Below are 25,007 nucleotides of genomic sequence, written 5' to 3'. Positions count from 1 at the left end.
TGGGAATCCGAGTGGGCGTCGACATCGGCGGCACCTTCACCGATTTCATCATCGCGGACGAGACGGGCGCGTTGCATGTCTACAAGACCCCGAGCACGCCCAAGGCACCCGAGCGGGCGATCGTCACCGGACTCGAAGAACTTGCCGCGGAGGGCGGGCAGACCGTTCAAGAGTACCTCGCCGGTGTCGATCTGTTCATCCATGGCACGACAATCGCCACGAACACCGTCATTCAGCGCAACGGTCCGCGAACCGCCGCGATCCACACCAAGGGTTTCCGCGACATCCTCTTCCTGCGCGATGGGTTCAAGCCAGACCGCTATGACCTGCACATGCCACCGCCCGACGACTTCGTCCCACGGTACCTGCGAGCCGGCATCGATGAGCGCGTCCTTTACACCGGGGATGTAGAGCGGCCGCTCGACGAGGACATGGTGCGGGAGACCCTGCGAGGCTTCCGCGAGGAAGGCGTCGAGGCGATCGCGGTTTCCCTGCTGTGGTCGATGGTCAACCCGGCGCACGAAGAACGCGTCGAGGCGCTCATCCGGGAGGAATTGCCGGACGTCTATGTCGCAACGTCGGCCCAGATCTTGCCGGCAATCCGCGAGTATGCCCGTTCGTGCGCCACCGTGCTGAGCGCGTACGTCGGCCCCGTGCTCGGCCGCTACCTGACCAAGGTCGCCGGCTACTTGCGCGACAACGGCTACCGCTATGACCTCCTGATCATGCAGATCACCGGCGGGTCGGCCAGCGGTGCCGAGATCGAGAAGCGCCCTGTCCTTGCGATCGGCTCGGGCCCCGCGGCGGGACCGCCCGCCGGCCTCGTCGTCGGCGAGACCCAGGGAGAGCGCAACCTCATGGTGATCGACATGGGGGGCACGAGCTTCGAGGTCTCGACGATCACCGACGGCGCCTTCACAATGAGCCGTGACATGGAGATCGAGGGCGTGCCACTCGGTGTCGCTGCGGTGGACATGCAGTCCGTTGGTGCGGGCGGCGGCAGCATCGCTTGGATCGATGACGGAGGCATGCTGCGGGTCGGACCTCGCAGCGCTGGCGCCGACCCGGGCCCCGCTTGTTACGGACAAGGCGGCACCGAGCCGACGGTCACGGACGCCAACGTCATCCTCGGCTACCTCAATCCAGGGTTCTTCCTGGGTGGGCGGATGCCGCTGGACCGGGCCCTGGCCGAGCAGGCCATGGAGCGTGTCGCCACGCCGCTTGGGCTTGACGTCACTGAAGCCGCGGCTGCGGTGTATCGGATCGTGAACACGAACATGGTGGGCGCCATGCGGGCGGTGTCGGTGATGCGAGGCGTCGACCCACGCGAGTACACGGTGATCGTCGGCGGTGGCGCCGGCGGTACCCATGCCGCGAAGATCGCGGAGGAGCTCGGCATGCGCAAGGTGATCTGCCCCCAAGTGGCAGGCGGGCTGTGCGCCTACGGGATGCTGGTGGCGGACGTCCGCCACACCCACCTTACGACCCATCCGACGTCGACGGCCACGCTCGACATCGACCGTGTCAACGAGATCCTTGCGGGGATGGAGCGCGACGCGGCGGCCCAGCTCGCCGCGCAGGGCTTCACGCCGGAGCAGATCACCCTCACGCGGTTCGCCGATGCGAAGTATCCCTACCAGATCAACGAGCTGATGATCCCGCTCCCATCTGGGGAGATCACCGCGGAAGCGGTAGAACTCATCGCGACCACGTTTCACGACGACCACGAGCGCCTTTACACCTACTGCGTGCGCGAGATGCCCGTCGACGTCAACGCATGGCGTGTTACGGCGACCGGCCGGCTGCCGGACCTGCCCGCGTCGACGAAGGCGGCCGGAGGCTCGGGGGGCGGCGAGGCGGTCAAGGAGACGCGCGACGTCTACTTCCCAGAGCTCGGCCATCGGGTCGAGACGCCAGTCTACGACGGTGAGGCGCTTGCAGCTGGGACCCGGATCGAAGGGCCGGCAATCGCAGAGCTGCCGACGACCACGCTCGTCGTCGCCCCGGATCACGCGCTCTCGGTTAGCGAGACGGGCAGCTTCACGATCGACATCTCCCAGACAGTGGGGGCAGGATCGCCCGCGGGCCGTGGCGAAGAGGCGGTAACGCAGGTCTGACCGACGGGCCACGTTGAGCCGATCCGAACCCAGACGTGGCGTCACGCCGATAGATTGAGGCCTCGTGAGATCGGTAGACGCGAGCATCATATGAGCGGCGGGGTGCAGACTCTCGACCGGGCGCTGGCGATCCTCAAGCTCTTTCAATCTGACCGGCCGGAATGGGGCGCGGCCGAGGTTGCGCGCGAGATGGGGCTCACGCTTCCCACGACGAGCCGTGTGATGCGCGCGCTGGAGGTCAATGGGCTTCTGATGCGAGTCGAGGGCCGGCGGTTCCGGCTGGGGTTCGGCGCGATCGAGCTGGGGTTTCGCGCGCTGGAGTCCATCGAGCTACGCGAGCGGCTGCGGGCTCCGCTCATCCATCTCGCCCGCGAGACCGGCGAGACCGCGGTCCTCGGGGTGGTTACTGAGGCTCGCGACGCCGCGCGGGTCGTCGATCGAGTCGAGGGCCGCGAGATGATCCGGATCTCCCTCGACATTGGCCACACGTGGCCTCTGCACGCCGGAGCATTAGCGAAGGTCCTGCTCGCCTACATGCCGGATCGGGCGGCGATCCTCGAGCAGCCCCTAGAGAAGATCGGCCGCAACACCATCACCGATCCGGCTCAGCTGCACGAGGAACTCGAGCGAATCCGGCGCCGCGATGGGTGGGCCGAGAGCGCTCAGGAGACGGAGGGCGACGCCTGGGGCATCGCTCAGGCCGTGGTGGACGATCACGAGCAACCACTGGCGGCAATCCTCCTTATCGCACCGCTCGCCCGCAGGACGTCACGCCACGCCGCACGGCTTCGCGCAGCGCTCCAGGAGGCGTTGCCCGACGCGAGACACCGGCTCGGGCTGAGTCCCGGTCCGACCGGGGTGACGTTGGAGTCTTCTTGCTGATCGGCCGTGACAAAGCGACAATCCGCTGCTCTCGAAGGGCTTCGCGGTGATGAAGTCGCGCGCGGCGTTGGTTTCTTGGAGCTCTGTTCGGGCGCTCGATCCCGCTACGTGGCTGCCGATCTACTCCAATGCCCCGGCTCGTCCACTCTGCCCGTCGGGGCGGTGGAGTTGACCGCGCGTTGTGGACATTCGATCGCTTGGCCGCAAGGGCTGGGCACCAGAGGAGAGGGTGCCAGGCTCTCTCTGCCCTCCCCACCGCCGAAGCGGCTGACCTGCTCGGATCCGGCTCAGCGCGTAGCCTGATCTATTCAACCGGTTCAGGTCGTGCACGGCCACGCTTAGCCTCGATCCACCGATTGTTCGGCGCGTGAGCGTGTCGGCGGTTGTGGTGGCAGCGGTTGAGGCCGTTGCGGTCATGGTTGCCGCCGACGTGGGCGGGCGAGCCGCATCGCGGGTTGCTGGTGCGGTTGGCGGGTGCGATCTGCGTGTTGTGCGGGCAGCGCGCGGCGCCGCCGGCCGGGCGTCGTCGTGGACGTGATGGTGCTGGGCGGTCAGGCGGCGGCGGGCAGGGCGCGGATGCGCGTGAGCGCTTCGATGAACGCGCGTTGCCAGGGCCAGCGGGCCGGCAGGTGCACCGTCCAGCGCCTGGCGGTCCGGGTCAGGCGGCCGGGCAACGCGAGCAGGCGGCGGCGGAGGGTCCGGGCGGCCCGGATCGTCTGCCCCGGCAGGCCGAGCACCGAGGTCCAGCGCAGCAGGTTGTGCGCGATGCAGGCAATGACCGTCCAGGCCGCGTTGGCGGTGAACTTGCCGGATGGAAAGTGCGCAAGCGCTTGGTCTTTGAGGTCGCGGATGCAGAGCTCGATGACCGCGTGCTGGCGGTGCTCTGACTCGACGATCGCGAGCGGGTCGGTGCGGTTGGTCGCGAAGGGAAACAGCTCCCAGGACGGCAAGAGCTCGCCCTGGCGGTTGAGGGTGCGCACACGGCGAACGATCAGCCGCCGCTCGTTCAGCGTCGTCTCGGCGATTTGGGCGATGCTCGTCGGCGGGTAATCCTCCAGCGTCGTCCACGCGGTCTCGTCGATCTGCTCGATCGCCGCTCGGACCTGCGGTTGGAGGCGGACGCCGATCGAGAACTGCCAGTCCGCGCGGTCGAGACGATCGAATGTCGCGCCCGCCCAGAATCCCGAGTCGGCCCGCAGCAGCCTGGGGCCGGTCGCGCCCGCGCGCTCAACGCGGGCGATCAGTTCATCGGTGAAGCGCAGCATCCCGCGCGAGGTGTTCGCCGAGCCCTTGCGCAGCCGGATGTGCAGGACCTCGCCGGTGTCCGCGCGTGTGGCGAGGATCGGGTGGTAGCCGCGCACGCGGGTGTAGCCGAACGCGGCGCCTTGCTTGGAGTGGCCGTGAACCTCGCCGACGAACGAGTCGACATCGACCACCAGGCGCTGATCACCAGGCCCAGCCCCGGCCGCCCATGCGCGCATGAGCGTCTGGCCGAGCACGCGGTCGAGTTGGCGCACGTGCCCGAACGTGAATGCGCGCAGCAACGTGCCGATCGTCGACGGCGCAGCGACATCGTGGCCGAGAACCTCGCCGGTCCGGCCCGCGCGCAGCATGTCGCAGTCATCGATGCAGTCCGCGCCGAGCGCCATCGCCGAGATCAGCGTCATCACCTTGCGCCCCGGATTCGCGCCGCCCGGCCGGTCGCCGAGATCGACCGTCCGGTCGACGAGGTGTTCGATTCCCAGCCGCGTCGCAACGACCGCGGGCAGCATCAAGCCCGCGTTCGCGACCGCCCGCTCATCGTCAAAGACAACCACCGCCCAGTCGTTCACCATGCAGGTGACCTCCTGAGACGGGCCGCGACAGCCGCAATCTGTCGCTACCAAGCCCGACTTGGGAGGTCACCTTGCCTCAGACCCCGGACGAAACGATGGATCGAGGCTTAGACGTTAGTCGGCGCCCGAGGAAGGTCTCCTCGAGCATCGCGAGGTGTTCGTCGACCTCACGGACGATTTCGTCGGCACGGCCGCTTCGGACGGCGGCCAGTGTCCCCTGCTGCACGGTGATCGCGTGCTGCAGATCGGCGCGGCCGACCGGGAAGTGCGCCAGCGTGTGTAGCAGCTCGTCCAGGACCGTTCGTAGCAGCCGCGCCAGCAGCGGGTTGCCCGAGAACTCGCCCATGGCGATGTGGAACTGCACGTCGCGAACGAGGAATTCCTGAGGTTGGTCGAGCAGCGACTCGAGTTCCTCGACTAGGCGGTCAAGGCGCTCGAACTGCTCGGCGCATGCGCGCTCAGCCGCAAACAGGGCGATCGTCGTTTCGAGTGACCGACGCGCTTCGAAGACTGACTGCAGCGTTTCCTGCGTCTCGCCTCGGATCTGCGCGACCACGCTCGACAGGTTCGCTAGGGAGGCGACGACCACGCCGCCGGCACGGCCGCGGCGGACGGTCACGACTTCCGCACGCCGCAAGACGTTCGTCGCCTCACGCACCACGGTCCGACTCACCTCGAGCCGCTCCGCGAGGTCGCGCTCACGTGGAAGCAGATCTCCAGGTCCGTACAGCCCTCCACGGATCGCGTTGATGAGGACGCCGACGACCTCGTCGGCCGCAGTTCGCTGACGGATGGGCTGAAACGACGAGAGGTGACGGTCGTCGTGCGGCGCTGAGAACTCGGGTGTGGGGTCGGCGAAGTGCATCGCTTGACTGTCAATGGAGTATAGGGCTAGACTTTGCTCCCATAATCAAAGGCGACTTGCACAGGGACTGCCTGAGCCTCGTGCAGGCGCCAAGTAGATGACCGAGGAGTGTGAACGTCGAGTCAGCTCGCGATCTTTTGGGCAACGCTACGGGTTCCGTGTACCAGGACGCCGGCCTTTCCCGCGCACCGAAGTCGGAGTACGCCGGAAGGCGTCACCAGGGCATCATCGGAGATGGCGGCCTAGTCACCGCCGGGAGGGTGCTCGAGCGCACTCAGGGCACCGGGTTGTAGACGATGCGCTTCATGCAGCGGGAGAAAAGACGTTCATCGACGGCGTCGTCAGAGCTAGAGTGCCAACCGCAGTTCAACTGACCAGTGGCGCAGCCGCAGGTGTCTCCGGCAGCGTCGAGCAAGGTCCGAGGAGTGAGAAATCTGAGCCGCCTCACCGGGACGAGTCGGCCGCAGGAGAGACGACGGAGTGACGCTGTTCGCACGACGTCTGGCGATCTACCGCCCGAACGGTGTTCGTGGGCCCTGAGCGCCGGCTGGGTGGAGGCAGCGTCCATCAAGGTGTGATCGACGTGGCGCGACAGCTGCCACCGGGAGGTATTCGATGCTGAGAGTGGGAGTGGACGTCGGAGGAACCTTCACGGACCTGTTCGCCTACGACGACGAAACCGGCGAGGTCGTATCGGCGAAGGTGCTCACCACCGTCGAGAACCAGGCCGTCGGCGTGATGCAGAGCATCGAGGCGGCCGGAGTCTCGCTTGCCGAGGTCGAGTACCTCGCGCACGGGACGACCACGGGCACGAACGCGCTGCTCGAGCGGCGCGGCGCGCGGACGGGGCTGCTCACGACGGAGGGCTTCCGCGACGTGCTCGAGATCATGCGCACCGACCGCCAGAGCGGCTACGACCTGCAATGGGTCAAGCCGGTGCCGTTCGTGCCGCGCCGCTACCGGCTCGAGGTCGTCGAGCGCGTCGACAAGGACGGCAACGTCGAGGTCGCCCTGGACGAAGATGCGGCGCGCGCCGCGATCGCGAAGCTGCGGGACGCCGGCGTCGAGTCGATCGCCGTGTCGCTGCTCTTCTCCTACGCCAACCCGGCGCACGAGAAGCGGCTGGCCGAGCTCGTCGAGGAGGTCGCGCCCGGCGTCTCGGTCTCCCTGTCGAGCGAGATCAACGCGGAGTACCGCGAGTACGAGCGCACCAACACGGTGGTGATCGACGCCTACATCAAGCCGACGATGGTTCGCTACATCCGCCGCCTCGTCGAGGAGGCCGCCGGCGCCGGCCTGTCGGCGAAGGGTTCGGGCGGCCTGAGCGGCCGCGTGTTCCTCATGCAGGGCAGCGGCGGGCTGGTGACCGCCGAGCGGGCGACCGAGAAGCCGATCTCCACGCTGTCGTCCGGCCCCGCCGCGGGTGCCATCGCGGCGGCGGCGATCGCGGCGCGGCTCGGCATCGGCGACATCGTCACCTTCGACGTCGGGGGGACGAGCACCGACGTGGCGCTCATCCACGACGGCAAGCCCTATCTCAACACGCAGAAGCAGGTCGAGTGGGGCCTGCCGTCTCGCGTGCCGATGCTCGACGTCGAGTCCGTGGGCGCCGGCGGCGGGTCGATCGGCTGGATCGACCAGGGCGGGGCGCTGAAGATGGGGCCACAGTCCGGCGGATCCACGCCGGGACCGGTCTGCTACGGACGCGGAGGGACGGAGCCGACGCTCTCCGACGCGCTGCTGCTCAAGGGCATCCTCGCCGACACGCTGGCCGACGGCCGCGTGCGGCTCGATGCCGAGGCAGCGCGCCGAGCGGTCAACGAGAAGCTCGCTCAGCCGCTCGGCCTCTCGGTGGACCGCGTCGTCCTCGGCATGATCGAGATCGCGCAGAACAACATGGCCAACGCCGCGCGCTCGGTGTCGATCTGGAAGGGCCTCGATCCGCGCGATCTCACGCTCGTCGCGTTCGGCGGAGGCGGCGGCATGGTCGCCGGAGCGGTCGCCCGGTCGCTGTCCATCCCGCGCGTCCTGGTGCCGCCGGTGCCGGGCAACGCGTGCGCGATGGGGCTGCTGATGACGAACTTCCAGGAGGACACCGCGGTCGCGTACCTCAGCCGGGCCGACGAGACCGACGTCGACGAGGTCAACGCGCGGCTGGACGCCCTGCGCGAGGAGACGCTCGAGCGGCTGCGCGCCCAGGGCGTCGAGGAGTCGGAGGCGCAGCTGACCTACGGGGCCGACGTCCGCTACCGCGGGCAGGTCTACGAGCTGCGCATCCCGTTCCCCGAGTTCCCGATCACGCAGGCGAGCCTGAACGATCTGGTGCGCGAGTTCGAGGACGTCTACGAGTCCGTCTACACGATCCGCCTCGAGCAGGGCGTGCCCGAGATGGTGAGCCTGCGCGTCACCGCCTCGGCGGCGCTGCCGCGCTACGAGCTCGTGCCCAAGGTGCGGCGGCCCGACGCGGTGGCCGAGCCGAAGGGCTCGCGCGACGTGCTCGAGGAGGACGGCACCGTCAGCGTGGACGTCTACGACCGCTACACGCTGGCGCCCGGGACGCGCCTCGAGGGTCCGGTGATCCTCGAGGAGCCCGGTTCGACCATCTGGATCGCCGCGGGTATGGCCTGCGACGTCGACGAGTTCGAGAACCTGATCATCCACACGGACGCCTCGGGCGCCACCGAGCCGCAGACGGCGGCCGCGGTGGCGGCCGGCGCGTCGGAGGGGAGCTGACCATGACCGTCGCGGAGCGCAGTGCGCCCGACGCCACCCCCGAGATCGACGTCGTGACCCTGGAGGTCATGCGCAACGGCTTCATCCAGATCTGTGAGGAAGTCACCATCACGATGCTGAAGACGGCCCACTCGGTCATCTTCAACGAGGGCAAGGACCTGTCGACCGGCGTGTTCGACCGCGACGGCCGGCTCATCGCCCAGGACATGCAGGGTTGTCCGGTGCACATCGCCGCCATGCCGCAGTCCGTGAAGGCGGGGATCCGCGAGTACGGCATCGAGAACATGCACGAGGGCGACGTGTTCCTCGTCAACGACTCCTACAGCGGCGGCACGCACCTGCCCGACGTCACGGTGTTCGCGCCGGTGTTCTGGCAGGGCGAGCTGGTCGGCTTCATCGGCAACCGCGGCCATCACACCGACGTCGGCGGGATGGCTCCGGGCTCGATGCCGGGCGATGCGACCGAGATGTACCAGGAGGGCCTGATCGTCCCTGCGGTGCGCATCTACGAGGCCGGCAAGAAGAACCGGGACGTCTGGAACATCATCCTCGCCAACGTCCGCCTCGCGCACAACACCGAGGGCGACATCGCCGCGCAGACGGCCGGCATCCAGACCGGCATGCGGCGCTTCCACTCGCTGCTGGAGCGCTACGGGCGCGACATGGTGATGGCCGGCATCGACGGGATCATCCAGTACTCCGAGCGCCACATGCGCTCGGAGATCGAGCGGATCCCCGACGGGACCTACTCCTTCACCGACTACATGGACACCGACGGCGTCACCGGCCGGCCGGTGAAGATCGTCATCACCGCCACGAAGCGCGAGAGCGAGATCTCGTTCGACTTCGCGGGCACCGACAGGCAGGTGGCCGGCGCGGTGAACTGCGTGTTCAGCGTCACGCTGTCGTCGGTGTGGATCGGGATGCTGATGCTCACCGACTCGAACATCCACCCGAGCGAGGGAGCGTTCCTGCCGGTCACGGTGACCGCGCCGGAGGGCTGCGTCGTCAACCCTCGCAAGCCGGCGTCGACGGTCAGCGGCCTCACGGAGACGTGCAACCGCCTCATCGACATGGTGATCGCGGCGCTCAGCCCCGGCATCCCGCAGCGCGTCTGTGCCGGCGAGCTCGGCTCGTGCAACGTGCACACGCTGGGCGGCCAGCGCGCCGACGGCGAGTCGTGGGTGGCCATCCTCAATCCGAAGGGCGGTTGGGGCGGGATGGACGACAAGGACGGCTGGACCTGCATCCAGGACCCGCTGTCGAACTGCCGTTGCCAGCCGGCGGAGTCGCTGGAGAACGCCTTCCCGGTCAAGGTGCGCCGCTTCGGCCTGCGCACCGGGGTCGAGGGCGCGGGGCGCCATCGCGGCGGCTTCGGGATCACCCGCGACATCGAGGTCACCGCCGACTGCGTGATCTCGACCTGCCTGGACCGGTCGGCGATCGCGCCGTTCGGCCTGTTCGGCGGCGACGACGGCGCGCCGAACCTCATGCACGTCAAGCGCAACGGCAGCGACACGTGGGAGCGGCTGAGCTCGCGCCAGTCGAACATGGCGCTCAAGGCCGGCGATGTCGTCCGGATCGAGACCGGGATCGGCGGCGGCTTCGGCGACCCGCTCGAGCGCGACGCGGCCGAGGTGGCCGATGACGTGATCGACGAGTACCTGCCGCGATTCGACGCGGCCCGGGAGATCTATGGGGTCGTCCTGCGCGACGACCTCACGGTCGACGAAGAGGCGACGACACGCTTGCGGCGCGAGATGCGCGACGCCGTGTCCGAGCGCGCCCCCCGTACCGCGGTGCCGCGTGTGCCGACGTTCCAGCCCGCCTGAGAAGGAGACCCTGACATGTCCAGCCTGAGCGAGGGGATCGACCTTGCGACGCCCGAAGGGGCTCTTTCGGATGCGTTCCTCCAGGACGTCCTGCGCAGCCTCGTGCAGACGCGTTCCGTCAACCCCGGCATCTACGAGACGCAGATGGCGGAGATGGTGCGCCGGTGGCTCGAGCCGACCGGCGCGGACGTCCACGTCGTCGAGTTCGCCCCGGGGCGCCCTTCGGTCGCCGCCGTCATGGCGGGCTCCGGCGGCGGCCCGACGCTCGTCCTCAACGGGCACATGGACACCGTGCCGATCGACGACGAGTCGCTCTGGGACAGCGACCCGTTCGCCGGCGACGTCCGCAACGGGTACATGTACGGGCGCGGCGCCTGCGACATGAAGGCGGGGCTGACCACGCAGATCGCGGTCGCCCACCGCCTCGCGTCCATCCGCGACGAGCTGAAGGGCACGCTGATCCTGCACTTCGTCGCGGGAGAGGAATGCGCCGAGCCCGGCGCGCTGTCGCTCGTCCAGGCCGGCTTCACCGGCGACTTCGGCATCGTGACCGAGCCGACGGAGCTCCGCGTCGCGGTCGCCGAGCGCGGGCTGGGCCTGTACCGGGTGCGGATCCTCGGACAGTCCATCCACGCCAGCCGGGCCACGCTCGGGATCAACCCGGTGCCGCGGCTGCGCGGCGTGCTGCAGGTGATCGACGACTACGAGCGCGAGGTGATGGCCAAGCCCCATCCGCTGCTGCCCGGCGGCAGCTGCACGCCCACGGTCGTGCGGGCGGGCGTCAAGGAGAACGCGGTCGCCGACTACTGCGACCTCCTGCTCGACCGCCGGCTCATCCCGGGTGAGACGATCGAAGGCGAGCGGGCCGAGCTGGAACGCCGGCTCTCCGCGCTCGGCGACGACGACCCCGACTTCTCGTGCGAGGTGACGAGCTTCGAGTTCGGCTTCGAGCCCGCCGAGATCCCCGCCGACTCGAAGTTCGCCGCCATCGTCGCGGACGCGGTGAAGGGCGTGACCGGGACGCGCGGCGAGATCTGGGGCACGCCGTACGCCAGCGACGTCCGCAACCTCGTCAACGACGCCGGGATGGAGGCCGTGACGTTCGGCCCCGGCAACGTCGCGGAATGCCACTGCGCGAACGAGCGGGTGTCGATGGCGCAGGTGCGTCAGGCGGCCGAGGTCATGGCGCGCGTCGCTCGCGACCTCCTGTAGGGATGGCCGATCGGGGACTGAAACCGGATGGGGTGCCGGGTCGCGCTGTCAGCGACGAGAACCCGGTGTCGGACTCACTGGCGGGCAACGCAACCCACACGCTTCGTGCTCGTCGTACCGATTTTTAATGGTTGACCACCCTCAATGTGCCCAAGCTCCGCGCCCGTGATAAGGAAGTGATGAACATGCTCAACGTCGCCGTGGTCCAGCTGCACCCCCTTGAGAACAAGGCGGCCAACATCGATCGAGCCGAGGGCTTCATTCGCGTCGCGGCGGCGGCGGGGGCGCGGCTCGTCGCCCTGCCGGAGTACTTCAGCTGTTACGGGCGGGCGGTGTCTCCTGTGTCGGTGGCGGCCGTATACGGTGAGGCGGCAGAGACAATTCCCGGCCCGACGACCGAGCGACTGCAGGCGCTGGCCCACGAGCTCGGAATCCATATTCACGGCGGCTCATTCTTCGAGCGTCGGGGGGACGCGCTGTACAACACGAACGTCATCGTCGATCCCGCCGGTGACGTGCTCGGGGTCTACCGGAAGATCCACCTCTTCGAGGCTCGCGCGCCCGAGCTGACCTATCGAGAGGAGTCGGCGGTCACGCCCGGGACGGAGATCGTTTTCACCGACCTCGAAGTGGACGGTCGCTCGACGACCGTGGGGCAAACCATCTGCTATGACATCCGGTTCCCTGAGTTGTACCGCGTCCTCGTCGCCGAGTACGGCTCCGAGATCCTCTTCGTGCCGGCCGCCTTTCCGCGCGAGACCGGACGTGATCACTGGGAGTTGCTGCTTCGTGCGCGCGCGGTCGAGAATCAGGCATTCGTCGTGGCACCAGCGCAGTGGGGCGAGCAGGCGGACGGCAGTTGGCTGCACGGGCGAAGCATGATCGTTGATCCCTGGGGGACGGTCATGGCGACGGTGCCCGACGGCGAGGGCGTCGCGATCGCCTCCCTTGACCTGGATCGGCTCGCGACGTACCGCCAGAACTACCCGAACCTCCAGAACCGCCAGCCTGACGTGTATTCGTCATCGTCAAAGGAAGTCGTCTAATGTCAGATCGGAAGTTCAGCATCTGTCTCACGTTCGACCCGGACGCGACCTCGATCTGGGTCGGGACGTTCGCGTCGAACAATCCCAGCATGATTTCCCGTGGCGAGTACGATGTCGCGGTCGGTGTGCCGCGGGTGCTGGACCTGCTCGAGCGTAACGACATCAAGGCGACGTTCTTCATCCCAGGCCATGTCGCCTGCGCCTACCCAGACGTGGTCAAAGAGATCGACGCCGCCGGCCATGAGATCGGCCACCACGGAATGTTCCATGAGAACCCCGCTGACCTGGACCGTGCAGGCGAGAAGGAGGTCCTGGAGATGGGCTTCGCCGCGCTTGACAAGGCCGCCGGCGTCCGCCCGAAGGGCTTCCGCTCGGCTGCGTGGGACCTCAGCCCGAACTCGATCGAGCTTCTGCTCGAGTTCGGCCTGCTGTACGACACCAGCTGCATGGCGAACGACTTCGAGTCTTACTACTTGCGTACCGGGGACACGTGGGGGCCCAAGGAGCTCTACCAGTTCGGCGAGGTGTCCGAGCTCGTTGAGATGCCGGTCACGTGGCTGCTGGACGACTTCATCGTGTTCGAGCACATCTGGGGCAGCCAGGAAGGCTTGCGCCGGCCGGCGGACATCGAGGAGCTGTGGCGGGGTGAATTCGACTACGGGTACGCCAACAGCCCCGGCGGGCTCATCGTTCTGACGATGCATCCGCAGGTCATCGGACGCGGCAGCCGCATCACGATGCTGCAGCGGCTCATCGATCATTTCAAGGCCCATGAAGGCGTGGTGTTCGAACGGATGAGCGACGCCGCAGAGCGGTGGAAGGCCGAGAACCCGGTTGCGAAGTGGAAGGCCGAAAATCCCATCTACACGGGAGTCAACGCAATCACGGTAATTCCCACCACCCCATAATTCCCATGGAGCTAGAACGATCGCGGCTCGCAGAACACCCCTCTTCGGGTGGGCGTCCGCACCGAGCGTTCTCGGGACTCTGGGGTGGGACAAGCGACGCTAAGCACGCTGGTGGTTTCCTACTGTTCGGTGGGCGTGCAGGTCACCGGTTTGAAAGGTCCACACCGGAGTGCCATATCTGGCGATAGACCAAGGCAAGATCGGCGAGATGCTGGCGCATGAGTGCCTCAGCACGGTCAGCGTCTCCGGCAGAGATTGCATCCAGCATGGCGCGGTGTTCCGAGCAAACGCGGCGTGGAAACTCGTCGGTCAGTTTGGATCGGCCGAGGTTCGTGTGCAGGATCGAGAAGATCGGCTGTGCCGCGATCTGAAGTAAAGTGTTGCCGCAGGCGTCCACGAGGATCTGGTGGAATTCCTTATTTTGCAGAAACTTTTCATGCGCGGTAGAGACACTCTCAACCGCGAGCGTCGCCCGAAGCGCGTCGAGGCCAGCTTCGGTGTGGCGCTCAGCCACGTGGCGGACGGCGTACACCTCGATGAGTTCTCGTGCATCTAGGAACTCGGGCAGCGTCACAAGCTCGGTGCGGCTGAGCAAGTCGATATTTCGCTGCATGAACTCCGAGATGTGATCCACGGTCGGCAACGTAACGAAGTTGCCGCCGGTGGCACCCTTCAGCGTTCGAATCAGACCTTCAGCCACGAGCAGGCGGAGTGCCTCACGGATCGTTCCGCGGCTCACGCCGAACCCCGAGGCTAGGGCGACCTCTGGCGGGAGCCGGTGGCCGCTCGATAGCTCCCCGGACAAGATCTGGGAGCGCAATTGGTCATACACCTGTTCGTGCGCGCGTCGAACGCGACTCATCACGATCGGACCGTTGTCGGCCACAGCATCGTGGAGAATAGGCGCCGGCGCTTCGTTGGAAGTGCTGCCCATTCCAGACGTGACTGTAGGGGTCGCGCTCATATAACCGTATCCGCCAGTGCCGGACGGTCAAACTGGTTGAGCACATTCGGGTTTGAGCCTGCGGAATTGGTCGGCCGGCGGACGCGCGGCGGCCGTAGCGCCCATGCAACGGGCAACTCGGGATGGTGCCCTGCTTGGGCCCCGGTGGACGTGTTCGGGGGAGCTGCCCGTCGACCGCCGGCGTGCTGCACTCTCGCTGGTACGTCCCGCGAGCGAGGACCTGGGCCGCCGGCGAAGCGGGCGCGGAACGGGCTACAAGCGTGGACTCCGTAGGCGGCGCATTCTGGTCGGCAATGGATCAGCCGGTCCGCCATCGCTGCCGCCCCAGCCGCCCGAGTGCATCGGAGGTGTCGCTCGGCTTTGGCAGAACCGGGGCGCGGCATCGGGCACGCTGACTGGCCACTTTGACGGCAATACGGGCGCCCTCGTCGTGTAAGCGTACGACCGCTGCGCTCAGTCGCGAGCTCTAGGCATGCTGAGTTTGGTCGAGGCGCGTCGCAGCAGGGCGGCGGACAGAGAGTCGAGACCGTGACCAAAGCCCGCAGCATGCATAGGTCGTACCTTAACGTCGGGTCGTGGCGGGGCGACCGGCCCCGTAGGCCGGCGGAGACATCGGTGCAGGCGATGAAGTGGCCAGATAAGCCCGCGGTCGGTGGGCTCTCGAGGTCCCCAAACAAGCTGTCCCCGCAGCGGTTCAAGCACGCGAGTACACGGCGGCGTGATGGGAACTCCATCGTCGTGCTAGCGGGCGAAGTCGCCGACGCCGGGCCGTCCCTTCTGGGCGACCGTGGCGCCGAAATGCACGAGGTGCGGTCGGCAGATGGGGCGGCCAGCGCAGAGTCGACCGCTATGTCTCGAATGCCGTCGAGCGGAAGGTCACGGCGCTGCGTCTCTGTAGGCGACATGCCGCCGATGATGGCGCCATCCGCTTAGAAAAGCAAAAGTTCGACTCTTCTGAGCACGACGTGGTACAACTTCACGACCGCGGCTCGGTTGGGGGTTTGCGGGGGAAAACTTCAGCATCCGCGGGCGCCCCTTCGCCGGGGCCGCCGCGGCCGAACCATGGAGAGGTCAGTTATATGTCGTGGCGAATCGGAGTGGACACCGGCGGCACGTTCACCGATGTGGTGGCCGTGGACGAGGAAACGGGGCAGCGGCACGTGCGCAAGACCTCGTCCACGCCGGATGACCCCTCCCGTGCGTTCAGCAGCGGCATTCGGGCTCTCCTCGCGGAGATTGGCGTCGAAGCGGGCGAGGTGACGTTCATCAGTCACGGGACCACGGTCGCCACGAACGCCATCCTGGAATCCAAGTACGCGCGCATGGGGCTGCTCGTCACCGAAGGCTACCGCGAGATGCTGGAGGTCGGGCGCCAGACCGTACCCGGCGACTTCGGCGACATCACCTGGTGGCTCAAGCCCGCGCGAGTCGTTCCGCTGGAGCTCGTGCGCGAGGCGGGAGGCCGACTCACCTACACGGGTGACGAGCACACGCCGCTGGATGAAGAGTGCATCCGCGAGATCGCCCGCGAGTTCAGGACGATGGGCATCGACGCGATCGCCGTCTCGTTCATCCACTCGTACCGCAGCCCGGTGCACGAGCAGCGCGCGCGCGCGCTGATCCTCGAGGAGCACCCCGAATGCTTCGTGTCGATCTCCTCGGACGTGATCCGCGAGTACCGTGAGTATGAGCGGACACTGAGCACGTGCCTGAATACGGGCCTGATGCCCTTGGTGACCGGGTACATCGAGGGGCTCGAGGGTCGGCTTGCGGGTGACGGCATCGACGCACGTCTTTACGTGATGAAATCGAGCGGCGGGATCATTCGCGCGCAGGAGATGGCGCCGCAGCCTATCTCCGCCGTGCTGTCAGGCCCTGCCGCGGGCGTGGTCACCGCCGCGTATTACGGCAAGGCCGCCGGTCACCCCGACCTGATCACGATCGACATAGGTGGCACGTCGACCGACATCTGTCTGATCGACCAGGGCACGCCGCACATGCTGACGGAGGGCCGGATCGACGTCTACGACATCAAGACGCCGATGATCGACATGCACACAGTCGGCGCGGGGGGCGGTTCGATCGCCTGGCTGGCAGCCGGACGCAGCCTGCGGGTGGGGCCCCAGAGCGCAGGTGCGGTGCCAGGCCCTGTCTGCTACAGCGGCGGCGGCACCGAGCCCGCCCTGACGGACGCGCACATCGTGCTCGGCCGCGTGTCGCCGTATCTGCTCGGAGGCGAGATCACCCTCGACGTCGAAGCGGCCCGCCAGGCCATTGGCGAGCAGATCGCCAGGCCTCTGGACATGACCGTCGAGGAGGCCGCCATGGGCATCCTCGAGCTGGCCACCAGCAACATCGCCCAGGGCATCAACGTGGTCTCCGTCAAGCGCGGGCGGGACCCACGCGACTATGCGCTGATGGCGTTCGGCGGCGCCGGTGGCCTCAACGCGTGCCTCGTCGCCGAGTCGCTCGGGATCAAGACCGTCATCGTGCCGCCGTCGCCGGGCGTGACGTCCGCCGAGGGGCTGCTATCCACGGACGTCCGCTCGGATCGTGTCGTGACCGACGTGCAGCGCGAGGACGCGTTGGACGTGCCTCGCCTCACCCGGGAGTTCTCCTCGGTGCAAGAGCAGGTCCTCGGCGATCTCGACCGAGAGGGGTTCACCGGCGATGACACGTCGGTGCGTGCGTTCGCCGACATGCGCTACGCCGGCCAGGCCTACGAAGTGCGCGTGCCGGTGGAGGTCAACGGCCACGGTATTGACGAGGCAGGCATCCGCGGAGCGCTGAAGGCGTTCCATCGCGCGCACGACGACCGCTACGGCTACGAGTACGAAGGTCGGCAACCGGTGGAGATCGTCAACATCGGGGCGACCGGTTTCGGGTTGTTCCCGCGCCTGAAGACGGCCAGCGAAATCCGTGAGTCGGCGACCTGGGATCAAGCCCGTCGCGAAGTTCGTCGCGGCGTGTTCCGGGACACCGGCGCCGTGGACCTGCCGATCTACGAGCGCTCGCTGGCGCCCATCGGGGAAGCCGTTCCCGGCCCCGCGGTCATCGAGCAGTACGACGCAACCTTTGTCCTCGAGCCGGGGTGGACGGCCACGCTCGACTCGGTGGGCCAGATCATCGTCACCCACGACTCGCAGGAGGCCTGAGGCAATGGCCATCGACACCGACCAATTCATGATCGACGAGTCGCGCTACGGAACGAGCGACTACGCCCCCCGCCGCAAGGCGGATTTCCAGCGTGACGATGCCGACTGGCCGCGGATCGAAACGCTCAAGGGCAACATCGACAGCGTGACGCTGGACGTCCTCGAGTGGGCTCTCGAGGCGGCGATCGACGAGGGCGAGGCCGCGGTCGAGCGGACGGCCGTCTCAACGATCATCCGCGAGCAGCACGACTACCGTGCGTCGATCAACACGCTCGATTGCAACAGCGTCACCCGCGTGTCCTGGGCTGCCACGGCTGACCCGATCCGCAACTACTTCTCGCTGGACCAGATCAACCCGGGCGATGTCTTCCTCTATAACGACATTCACGAGTCCAGCGCGACGATCGGGCATTTGCCGGACTTCTGCGTGGTGGTCCCGATCTTCTCCGACGCGCGACTCATCGGGTTTGCGCAGATCTTCGGTCACTGCAACGACGTCGGCGGCGTCGTGGCGGGCAGTTGGCCCCTGACCTCGACGACGGTGTTCGAGGAGGGCATCCAGTGCCCGCCGATCAAGTTCTACGACCGCGGCCAGCGCAACGAAGAGGCGTGGAAGATCATCCTCCGCAATAGCCGGTACCCCGATGACTTGCGTGGCGACATCGACGCCTTCGTCGGGGCGGCGCGTATCATCCAGCGCCGCGTTGAGGAGTTGTGCCGCCGGTACGGCACCGACGTCGTCGAGGCCGGCTTCTACCGCATCATCGAGCGCTGCGAGGAGATCGTTCGCGAGGAGGCGCTCCCGCACATCCCCAATGGCGAGTACGTCGGTGAGGACTTCCTCGAGACCGACGGCATCGACCTCGAGAAGCCGGTCAAGCTCATGCTCACGGTCCGCAAGGACCCTGACAAACTGATCGTCGACTTCGCTGGCACCGACCCGCAGACCCCGGGGCCGGTGAACTGGGTCATGGACGGGCGCCACTACTCCAAGTGGCTCGGCGGCTTCGTCAAGGCCCAGGTGCCGGGCATGATCGTCAACGAGGGCATGACGAACGTGTTCAAGTGTTATCTGCCGCCGCGCACCGTGCTGTCGGCGGAGTACCCGGCGGCCGGCGCGGACCGGATGGACTGCATGCTGCGGATGATTGGCGCTTACACGGCGGCGATGGCCAAGGCGACCAACGGGCAGATGGTGGGCGACGCCCAGTGCATCCAGCTGTACGGGTTCTTTGGCAAGGACCTCGACGGCAAGGACTTCCTGTACCGAGAGATTTTCGGGGCCGGATCGGGGGCCAGGCCGTTCGCCGATGGGACCGACACCGTCGACCTGGTGCCCGAGTCGAAGAATCTGCCCACCGAGTTCATCGAGCAGCGCTTCCCCGTCCTTGTGCGGCGGGTCGGCATGTTCCAGGACTCCGGCGGCCCGGGTGCCTTCCGGGGCGGCCTCGGCTACCTGAAAGACGTCGAGATCCTCGTCGATGGCCACTTTTTGACGGTGTCCTATCGCACTATCTTCTCGTGTTTCGGTGTCAACGGCGGAATGGCCGGCCGCTCGGGCGGCGCGCTAGTCAACCCGGGCACACCACAGGAGCAGCACATTCTCTACAAGCGCGAGGCGATTCCGGTAAAGGCGGGCGACGTCGTGCGGATCTTGACTCCCGGCGGCGGCGGGTGGGGCGACCCGCTGGCCCGTGTGCCTGAGATGGTGCGCTTGGACGTCCAACGGGGGCTCGTGTCGCTAGGTAGGGCCCGCGACGACTACGGCGTCGTGCTGCAGATGGTCGACGACCCCGCTCGCCGGTATGAGGTCGACGAGGCGGAGACCGAGACGCTGCGCGCGGACCGCAAGGCGTCGCGCCCGCCGCTGAAGATGATCAACCGCGGGCCTCACGCGGAGCAGCTCATCCGGGAGGGCAGGATCACCGTCTCGGACTTCGACTACCCCGCACAGTTTGACGAGGCCGCCTACCTCGAGGCGGTGGCGTCATGACCGCTCGGCCGCCGCATATCCGGATCTCGGGTTCTCCGATGGAACGGGGCACCCAGCTGGGCCACGAGGCCGCCGACCAGATTCGCCACTCCATCGCCCTCTACCAGCGGACGTTCGCCCATTTCACCGGGCTCGCCTGGTCTGAGGTGCGCGAGTTGGCGCGTGCGTACGAACCGGCCATAGCGAGCTACGACCCCGAGTTGGTCGAGGAGATGGCAGGGACTGCGCAGGGTGCCGGGCTCGACTTCGAGGACATCCTCGCTATTAACACGCGCACGGAAGTTATGTACGGGCACTCGGCCGCAGTGCTAGCCGAGTGCACTTCGGTCGCCGCCCGTGGAAGGCCCACCAAGGACGGCGGCGTCATCGTCGCGCAGAACTGGGATTGGCTGCCGGCCGCGAGCCGCAGCACCATCCTGCTCGAGGTCGCCATCCCTGGGCGACCTGCGTTCGTCACGTTCGTCGAGGCGGGGCTGGCCGCGAAGATGGGCTTCAATTCCGCTGGTGTCGCGATGGTGACCAACCTGCTCTTGACGGATCGCGACGTGGGCACGTTCGGTGTGCCGTTCCATGTGATTCTGCGCAACATCCTGCTGGGCGAGAGCTTCGAAGAGGCCAAGGCGGCCATCACGCGCCCGGTGCGAGCGTCTTCGGGTAACTACCTCATTGCGACGGCCGGTGGTGACATGGTGAACATCGAGGCGCAGCCCGGCTCGGGCCCCGTCCACGAGATGGCACCGGTCGATGACGTCCTAATCCACACGAACTCGTTTTGCGGGCCCTTGGACGGCCGGGACCGAGCCCTGGACAGCCTGCCGGACTCGCCCGGCCGCGTCACGCGCATGCGCGAGTTGATCGGCCCGGTTCGCGGTCGCCTCGACGCGGAAGTGCTCGGTGCCGAACTGCTCTGCGACCACGCAGGGCGTCCCGGCTCGGTCTGTCGGCACGCTGACGAGAGCCTTCCGCAACCGGAGCGCCTTGCGACGCTTGGGTCGATCGTCATCGACATCTCATCTTCCACGGCGCAGCTCTGCTTCGGCGCCCCGTGCGAGGGCACATATGTGCCGGTCGTGCCGGCTTTTGTCGAGGATCAACAGATGCTGCCGCGGTAGCCGACGCGCAGTGAGCGTCGAGGCGGATAGCATCGCGTCGACGGAGAGTATGCGCGGCATTCCGGGGTCGATAACGTGGCGACCAAGTGTCGCCGGCAGTGGCAGTTGAGAAGGTGTCCACAAAGGAGGAGGAGTGAGGATGGAGCGTTTTACCTGGGGGTCTGTGCGGGACACCTGGAAAATGGTGCGTTCCGGCGCGGCGCTGGTGTTCGTGCTCGGCGCTACGGTGGCGCTCGTCGCGGGATGCGGTGGCGGCGACAGCGGTTCATCGACGAGTTCGTCGGGTGACTCGGGGGCGGCCACGTCCGCGTCGAGCACAGCTGCGGCGGATTCGAGCACGACCGCGGCGGATTCGAGCACGACTGCCTCGGCTGATCAGACGCCGTATCAGGTCACCGGGTCCAAGGGCGACAAGCAGCCGCTGACGCTGTTGGGTGAGGTTCCTAATCGCAAGGCCTCGAAGGAATACAACGTGTGCTACGTTGGCAACACGCCGATCAACACGTATGTCCAAGCGATGGAATATGGAGCGGAGACGGCCGCGGACGCGCTTGGCGTCAAGCTCCACAAGGAAATCGCAAACTGGGATTCTGCGGAGCAGATCAATCAGATGCAGGCTCTGGTGCAGCAGAACAAGTGTGACGGCATGGTTCTGTTCGCTGCCGATCCGAATGCGGAGTGCAACACCGTTAAGCGGATCGCCAAGACGCTGCCGGTGGTCGTGACGAACTTCCCGCTTTGTGGGGATGATGGCTACACCGAGGGCACGGTCTCGGAGTCGAGCTCGCAGTCGTACCCGTTCTATAAGCAGTACGTCGACTGGGCGTTTGGCGAGCTCGCGAAGAAGGGCGGCGGCAAGGTTGCGGTGTTGAGCGGGCCTTCGACGTTCGGCCACTATCAACAGCTGAAGCGGGCTTCCGAGGAGGGCGCCAAGAAGTATCCGAATGTCAAGGTCGTCCAGAACATCGCAGCTCCTTGGACGATCGAGGCGGGGCTCAAGCAGGCGCAGACGGTGCTACAGACCCACCCAGACGTCGACATGCTGCTGTCGTCGTATGACCAGAACACGGTCGGTGCGATCAAGGCACTGCAGTCGGCGGGCAAGAAGCCCGGTGAGATCACCATCTTCGATCTCGGCGGCGATGAGCGCACGTTCCCGCTGCTGAAGGAAGGATGGATTCAGGGCATTCAGTACCTGCAGCCTGTGGAAGAGGTCGGTCAGGGCCTCGAGCTGCTGGTCGGGCACCTCGACGGCCAGGAGGTCCCAACGTTCAACAATCTCGGCGCCGGCAAGGGCCTGCCCGGCAACACGGTGCAGATCACCGAGGCGAACGTCGACCAGTTCAAGCCGGAGTTCTAGGGGTGCCGGCGCTCGGCACAGCACGCGAGAGAGCCGGTCATGTCGGTCGTGACGTCTGAGTCGACGGTGGGAGGCCCGGCCGCGGGCCTCCCACCCGCCGTCGTTGTCGAGGATCTCGTCAAGACGTATCCGGGGACGCGGGCGCTAAAGGGCGTGTCGCTCTCGGTGCGTTCCGGCGAGTTCCGGGCTCTGGTCGGCGAGAACGGCTCAGGGAAGTCCACGCTCGTCGGCATTCTCGGCGGCAAGACGGTCGCCGATCCCGGCGGTCGCGTCGAGATCTTCGGGCAGCCACTCGTGCAGGGGAATCCGTCCAAGGCGGCGGACGCCGGCGTGGCGGTGATTCATCAGGAACTGCTCATGGTTCCGCAGCTCAGCGCGATGGAAAACGTCTTCCTCGGGGATCTCCCTGCTCGCGGCTCGGTGGTATCCCGGCGCCGCATGCGTCGCGAGTACAACGAACTCGCGGAACGCGGAGGGATCGACGTTCCAGCAGACGCACTCGTCAGCGGATTGTCGGTCGCGCAGCAGGCGATGCTCGAGATTCTTCGCGCGCTGCGGCGCGAGGCGCGCCTGGTCATCATGGATGAGCCGACGGTGACGCTCGGCGTTCCCGAGCGCGAGAAGCTCTATGCGATCGTCGCCGGTATGCGTCGGCAGGGGGTGACGTTCGTGCTGGTTTCACATGACCTCGAAGAGGTCATGGGCCTGGCCGACTCAGTGACGGTATTCCGCGACGGATCGCTGGTGCGCACGGCCCCCAAGGAGGCATGGACGAAGGAGCGCCTTGTGGTCGCCATGCTCGGCGACGAGCGGGCCGGAACGCTGTCCCAGGGCATTGGGGGCGGCCCAATCTCGAAGGAGTCGCCGGAGCTAGACGCGCGGACCGGACATACCAGCACCGGGCCACCCCGCTCACGCGAGTTCCGCGCCCCGCTGCTGCGGGTGCGCGGTGTGCGGGCCGGAGCCAAGGTGCGCATCGACGAGATAGAAGTGGCCGCCGGCGAGATCGTGGGCCTAGCCGGGCTCGTCGGATCGGGGCGAACATCGGTCCTGCGCGCCATAGCGGGCGACTTTCCTGGGTCCACAGGGCACATGGAGCTCGAGTCGCAGGCGGTGGCGTGGCCAAAGAGCGTCTCGGCGGCGTTGGACCGCGGCGTGGCGCTTCTCCCTGAGGACCGGAAGACCCGCGGACTGGTCCTCGACATGCCGGTCTACGACAACGTCACTCTCTCCGACCTGAGCGCGGTATCTCGCGGGGGCACGTTGAGACGCAGCCGCAGTTGGTCGCGGGCGAGCGGGCTGCTCGCGTCAGTCGAGTTCCGCGGCGCGGTAGGTGGCCCAGTGCGCACGCTGTCAGGCGGCAACCAGCAGAAGGTGATGGTGGCGAAGTGGCTGCATCGTGCGCCACGGGTCCTGCTCATCGACGAGCCGACTCGCGGGATCGATATTGGAGCCAAGCAGGACATTATGCGTGTCCTGAACGATCTTGCGGATCTCGGCCACGCGATCCTCTGGGTTTCGTCGGAGTTCGAAGAGGTCATCGCTGTGTCGCATCGCGTCCTCCTCATCTCGAAAGGTCGCTGCGTCGCCGAGTTGAGCGGTAACGAGATGACGCTCGATCGCGTCTTGGCTGGCGTCTTCGAGGCGGACTTCGAAAGTCAACGCCATTCCAAGTCGGAGTCCGCGCAGTGATCGGCGCGGGCACAGCAACGTCGGCCAGTCCGCGGGCGGCCAAGCTCAGGAGCACACGGTGACCACAGCACAACAGGAAACCGAACGACCGGCTGCACGCTCGAGCAACCGCGTGAGGGGCGCCGCGCGGAGGGTGTTGCAGGAATATGGGCTCGTTCTGGTCCTCGTCGTCCTCATCGCCGTTGTGGCGATCCGCGAGCCGAGTTTTGTCGAGGGGCAGAGTCTTCTGAACCTGCTGGAGCAGTGGGCGCCCGTCGGGATCATGGCGGTGGCCGGGACCTTCGTGATCATCAGCGGTGGGTTCGACTTCTCCGTCGGCGGCATATTCGCGCTCGCGACGGTCTGCTTCGCTGGATTCGCTGGTCATGTACCAGTCGGAGTCGCCTTCATCGCTGCGCTGGGAGTCGGCTTGTTCCTCGGCGTCACCAACGGCCTCGTAATCACCAAACTGCGGGTGAATCCCTTCATCGCGACGCTCGCCATGGGGCAAATCGCCCACGGGATCGGCCTCGTCTATACCGATGGCACGCCATTCATCGTGGAGGGCGACAGCTTCGCCGCCTTGGGGCTGAACCAGATCGGCCCGTTCGTCATCCCCAGCGTCGTGATGATTCTGGCGTTCCTCGTTGGCGGCTTCGTTCTGTCCCGTACGACTTACGGCAGATCGATGTACGCCCTGGGCGGAAACCGGGACGCGGCGCGGCTGTCGGGCATCAAGGTGGACCGTCGCCTTATCACCGCCTACGCCGTATCGGGCGTGTCCGCCGCGTTGGCGGGCGCGTTCATGGCCTCACGATTGGGCACTGGGCAGGCCGACGCCTCGGCCGGCATCGAGTTCGACGTCGTGATCGCCATCGTGCTGGGCGGGACAGCGATCAGCGGCGGCTTCGGCGCAATGTGGCGGACTGCGGTCGGGCTTGGTCTCCTAGCCGTCATGCAGAACGGCTTCGACAGTCTTCAGATCAATCCGTTCTACCAGGTGGTCATCAAGGGCGTGGTCTTGATCATCGCGGTCGCCTGGGACGAGTACGTGCGGCGCCGGAAGGAGAACCCTGCGATCAGCGAGCCAATTGCGCCGCCGCCGAGGGCGGGGAGACCCGGCGAGTCGGCTGTGGCGCCATCGGAGGCGCCAACATGACCGGGTGCCTCGACGCCAAGCAGAGTCGCCGGTCATTGAGTCTCTGCGCCAGCGGCACACCTAGGGCGCGTGATTGAAACGAGACTGACTGGGATGGACGCCGCGAGTCGTACATCAATGGGGTCGGGCGCGGACGGGCGCCCCGACCGACCCCTACAACGCG

At 67.0% G+C, this 25,007-nt stretch carries 16 protein-coding genes; 13 read left to right on the top strand and 3 right to left on the bottom strand.

All coding sequences use genetic code 11. The features are described 5' to 3' along the window. Positions 1-11: 11 nt before the first annotated feature. Both DSM104329_RS23775 and DSM104329_RS23770 read left to right on the top strand, forming a co-directional pair. Positions 12-2,117: a hydantoinase/oxoprolinase family protein gene (locus DSM104329_RS23775; RefSeq protein WP_259312342.1), complete on the top strand. Its 2,106-nt coding sequence runs from the start codon at positions 12-14 to the stop codon at positions 2,115-2,117. Positions 2,118-2,207: 90 nt separating this feature from the next. After that, positions 2,208-2,999: an IclR family transcriptional regulator gene (locus DSM104329_RS23770; protein WP_259312341.1), complete on the top strand. Its 792-nt coding sequence runs from the start codon at positions 2,208-2,210 to the stop codon at positions 2,997-2,999. Between the two features lie 551 nt (positions 3,000-3,550). Here the strand turns inward: DSM104329_RS23770 and DSM104329_RS23765 are convergent. Continuing rightward, positions 3,551-4,834 (bottom strand): IS1380 family transposase, encoded by a 1,284-nt coding sequence (locus DSM104329_RS23765; RefSeq protein WP_259312340.1) that lies wholly within the window; start codon positions 4,832-4,834, stop codon positions 3,551-3,553. 76 nt (positions 4,835-4,910) lie between these two features. Next, the gene (locus DSM104329_RS23760; protein ID WP_259312339.1) at positions 4,911-5,699 is read right to left on the bottom strand and encodes a FadR/GntR family transcriptional regulator; all 789 of its coding nucleotides are present in this window, start codon (positions 5,697-5,699) and stop codon (positions 4,911-4,913) included. A 615-nt stretch (positions 5,700-6,314) separates the two neighbouring features. On the opposite strand from DSM104329_RS23760, the gene DSM104329_RS23755 reads away from it, so the two are divergent. The 5 genes from DSM104329_RS23755 to DSM104329_RS23735 all read left to right on the top strand — a co-directional run bounded on the left by DSM104329_RS23755 (position 6,315) and on the right by DSM104329_RS23735 (position 13,430). Next, complete coding sequence (locus DSM104329_RS23755) at positions 6,315-8,432, top strand: hydantoinase/oxoprolinase family protein (protein ID WP_259312338.1); 2,118 nt, start codon at positions 6,315-6,317, stop codon at positions 8,430-8,432. A gap of 2 nt (positions 8,433-8,434) precedes the next feature. After that, a complete protein-coding gene (locus DSM104329_RS23750; RefSeq protein ID WP_259312337.1) occupies positions 8,435-10,264 on the top strand; it encodes a hydantoinase B/oxoprolinase family protein in 1,830 nt (609 codons plus the stop codon). 15 nt (positions 10,265-10,279) lie between these two features. Beyond that, positions 10,280-11,476 carry a M20 family metallopeptidase gene (locus DSM104329_RS23745; protein WP_259312336.1) on the top strand — a complete coding sequence of 399 codons (1,197 nt, stop codon included), beginning with the start codon at positions 10,280-10,282 and terminating at the stop codon, positions 11,474-11,476. Positions 11,477-11,607: 131 nt separating this feature from the next. Further along, on the top strand, positions 11,608-12,522 hold the full coding sequence (locus DSM104329_RS23740) for a nitrilase-related carbon-nitrogen hydrolase (protein ID WP_259312335.1): 915 nt from the start codon (positions 11,608-11,610) through the stop codon (positions 12,520-12,522). Further along, positions 12,522-13,430, top strand: coding sequence for a polysaccharide deacetylase family protein (locus DSM104329_RS23735; RefSeq protein ID WP_259312334.1), 909 nt, complete (start codon positions 12,522-12,524; stop codon positions 13,428-13,430). Before DSM104329_RS23740 ends, DSM104329_RS23735 begins: the two co-directional genes overlap by 1 nt. Positions 13,431-13,572: 142 nt before the next feature. Here the strand turns inward: DSM104329_RS23735 and DSM104329_RS23730 are convergent, their stop codons facing one another. Next, the gene (locus DSM104329_RS23730; protein ID WP_259312333.1) at positions 13,573-14,364 is read right to left on the bottom strand and encodes a FadR/GntR family transcriptional regulator; all 792 of its coding nucleotides are present in this window, start codon (positions 14,362-14,364) and stop codon (positions 13,573-13,575) included. Between the two features lie 1,127 nt (positions 14,365-15,491). Between DSM104329_RS23730 and DSM104329_RS23725 the strand changes: the two genes are divergently transcribed. The 6 genes from DSM104329_RS23725 to DSM104329_RS23700 all read left to right on the top strand — a co-directional run bounded on the left by DSM104329_RS23725 (position 15,492) and on the right by DSM104329_RS23700 (position 24,844). Further along, positions 15,492-17,549, top strand: a complete 2,058-nt coding sequence (locus DSM104329_RS23725; protein ID WP_259312332.1) for a hydantoinase/oxoprolinase family protein — start codon at positions 15,492-15,494, stop codon at positions 17,547-17,549. Between the two features lie 4 nt (positions 17,550-17,553). Then, a complete protein-coding gene (locus DSM104329_RS23720; RefSeq protein WP_259312331.1) occupies positions 17,554-19,542 on the top strand; it encodes a hydantoinase B/oxoprolinase family protein in 1,989 nt (662 codons plus the stop codon). Beyond that, entirely contained in the window at positions 19,539-20,654 is a 1,116-nt protein-coding gene (locus tag DSM104329_RS23715) for a C45 family autoproteolytic acyltransferase/hydolase (protein ID WP_259312330.1), read from the top strand. Before DSM104329_RS23720 ends, DSM104329_RS23715 begins: the two co-directional genes overlap by 4 nt. Before the next feature lie 139 nt (positions 20,655-20,793). Then, a complete protein-coding gene (locus DSM104329_RS23710) occupies positions 20,794-22,014 on the top strand; it encodes a sugar ABC transporter substrate-binding protein (protein ID WP_259312329.1) in 1,221 nt (406 codons plus the stop codon). Between the two features lie 39 nt (positions 22,015-22,053). Further along, a complete protein-coding gene (locus tag DSM104329_RS23705; RefSeq protein ID WP_259312328.1) occupies positions 22,054-23,706 on the top strand; it encodes a sugar ABC transporter ATP-binding protein in 1,653 nt (550 codons plus the stop codon). Between the two features lie 58 nt (positions 23,707-23,764). Next, positions 23,765-24,844, top strand: coding sequence for an ABC transporter permease (locus DSM104329_RS23700; protein ID WP_259312327.1), 1,080 nt, complete (start codon positions 23,765-23,767; stop codon positions 24,842-24,844). Positions 24,845-25,007 lie beyond the last annotated feature (163 nt).

This window comes from Capillimicrobium parvum (genome assembly GCF_021172045.1).
Classification (GTDB): Bacteria; Actinomycetota; Thermoleophilia; order Solirubrobacterales; family Solirubrobacteraceae; genus Capillimicrobium; species Capillimicrobium parvum.
Note: the sequence above shows the minus strand (reverse complement) of the source record. Positions and strands in the feature narration are given on the sequence as shown.

What these genes read in the sequence shown, in the direction of transcription:
- DSM104329_RS23715 (WP_259312330.1), top strand. Translation starts at nt 19,539, where the DNA reads ATGACCGCTCGGCCGCCGCATATCCGGATCTCGGGTTCTCCGATGGAA.
- DSM104329_RS23730 (WP_259312333.1), bottom strand. Translation starts at nt 14,364, where the DNA reads ATGGGCAGCACTTCCAACGAAGCGCCGGCGCCTATTCTCCACGATGCT.
- DSM104329_RS23735 (WP_259312334.1), top strand. Translation starts at nt 12,522, where the DNA reads ATGTCAGATCGGAAGTTCAGCATCTGTCTCACGTTCGACCCGGACGCG.
- DSM104329_RS23750 (WP_259312337.1), top strand. Translation starts at nt 8,435, where the DNA reads ATGACCGTCGCGGAGCGCAGTGCGCCCGACGCCACCCCCGAGATCGAC.
- DSM104329_RS23745 (WP_259312336.1), top strand. Translation starts at nt 10,280, where the DNA reads ATGTCCAGCCTGAGCGAGGGGATCGACCTTGCGACGCCCGAAGGGGCT.
- DSM104329_RS23710 (WP_259312329.1), top strand. Translation starts at nt 20,794, where the DNA reads ATGGAGCGTTTTACCTGGGGGTCTGTGCGGGACACCTGGAAAATGGTG.
- DSM104329_RS23705 (WP_259312328.1), top strand. Translation starts at nt 22,054, where the DNA reads ATGTCGGTCGTGACGTCTGAGTCGACGGTGGGAGGCCCGGCCGCGGGC.
- DSM104329_RS23765 (WP_259312340.1), bottom strand. Translation starts at nt 4,834, where the DNA reads ATGGTGAACGACTGGGCGGTGGTTGTCTTTGACGATGAGCGGGCGGTC.
- DSM104329_RS23755 (WP_259312338.1), top strand. Translation starts at nt 6,315, where the DNA reads ATGCTGAGAGTGGGAGTGGACGTCGGAGGAACCTTCACGGACCTGTTC.
- DSM104329_RS23770 (WP_259312341.1), top strand. Translation starts at nt 2,208, where the DNA reads ATGAGCGGCGGGGTGCAGACTCTCGACCGGGCGCTGGCGATCCTCAAG.
- DSM104329_RS23720 (WP_259312331.1), top strand. Translation starts at nt 17,554, where the DNA reads ATGGCCATCGACACCGACCAATTCATGATCGACGAGTCGCGCTACGGA.
- DSM104329_RS23760 (WP_259312339.1), bottom strand. Translation starts at nt 5,699, where the DNA reads ATGCACTTCGCCGACCCCACACCCGAGTTCTCAGCGCCGCACGACGAC.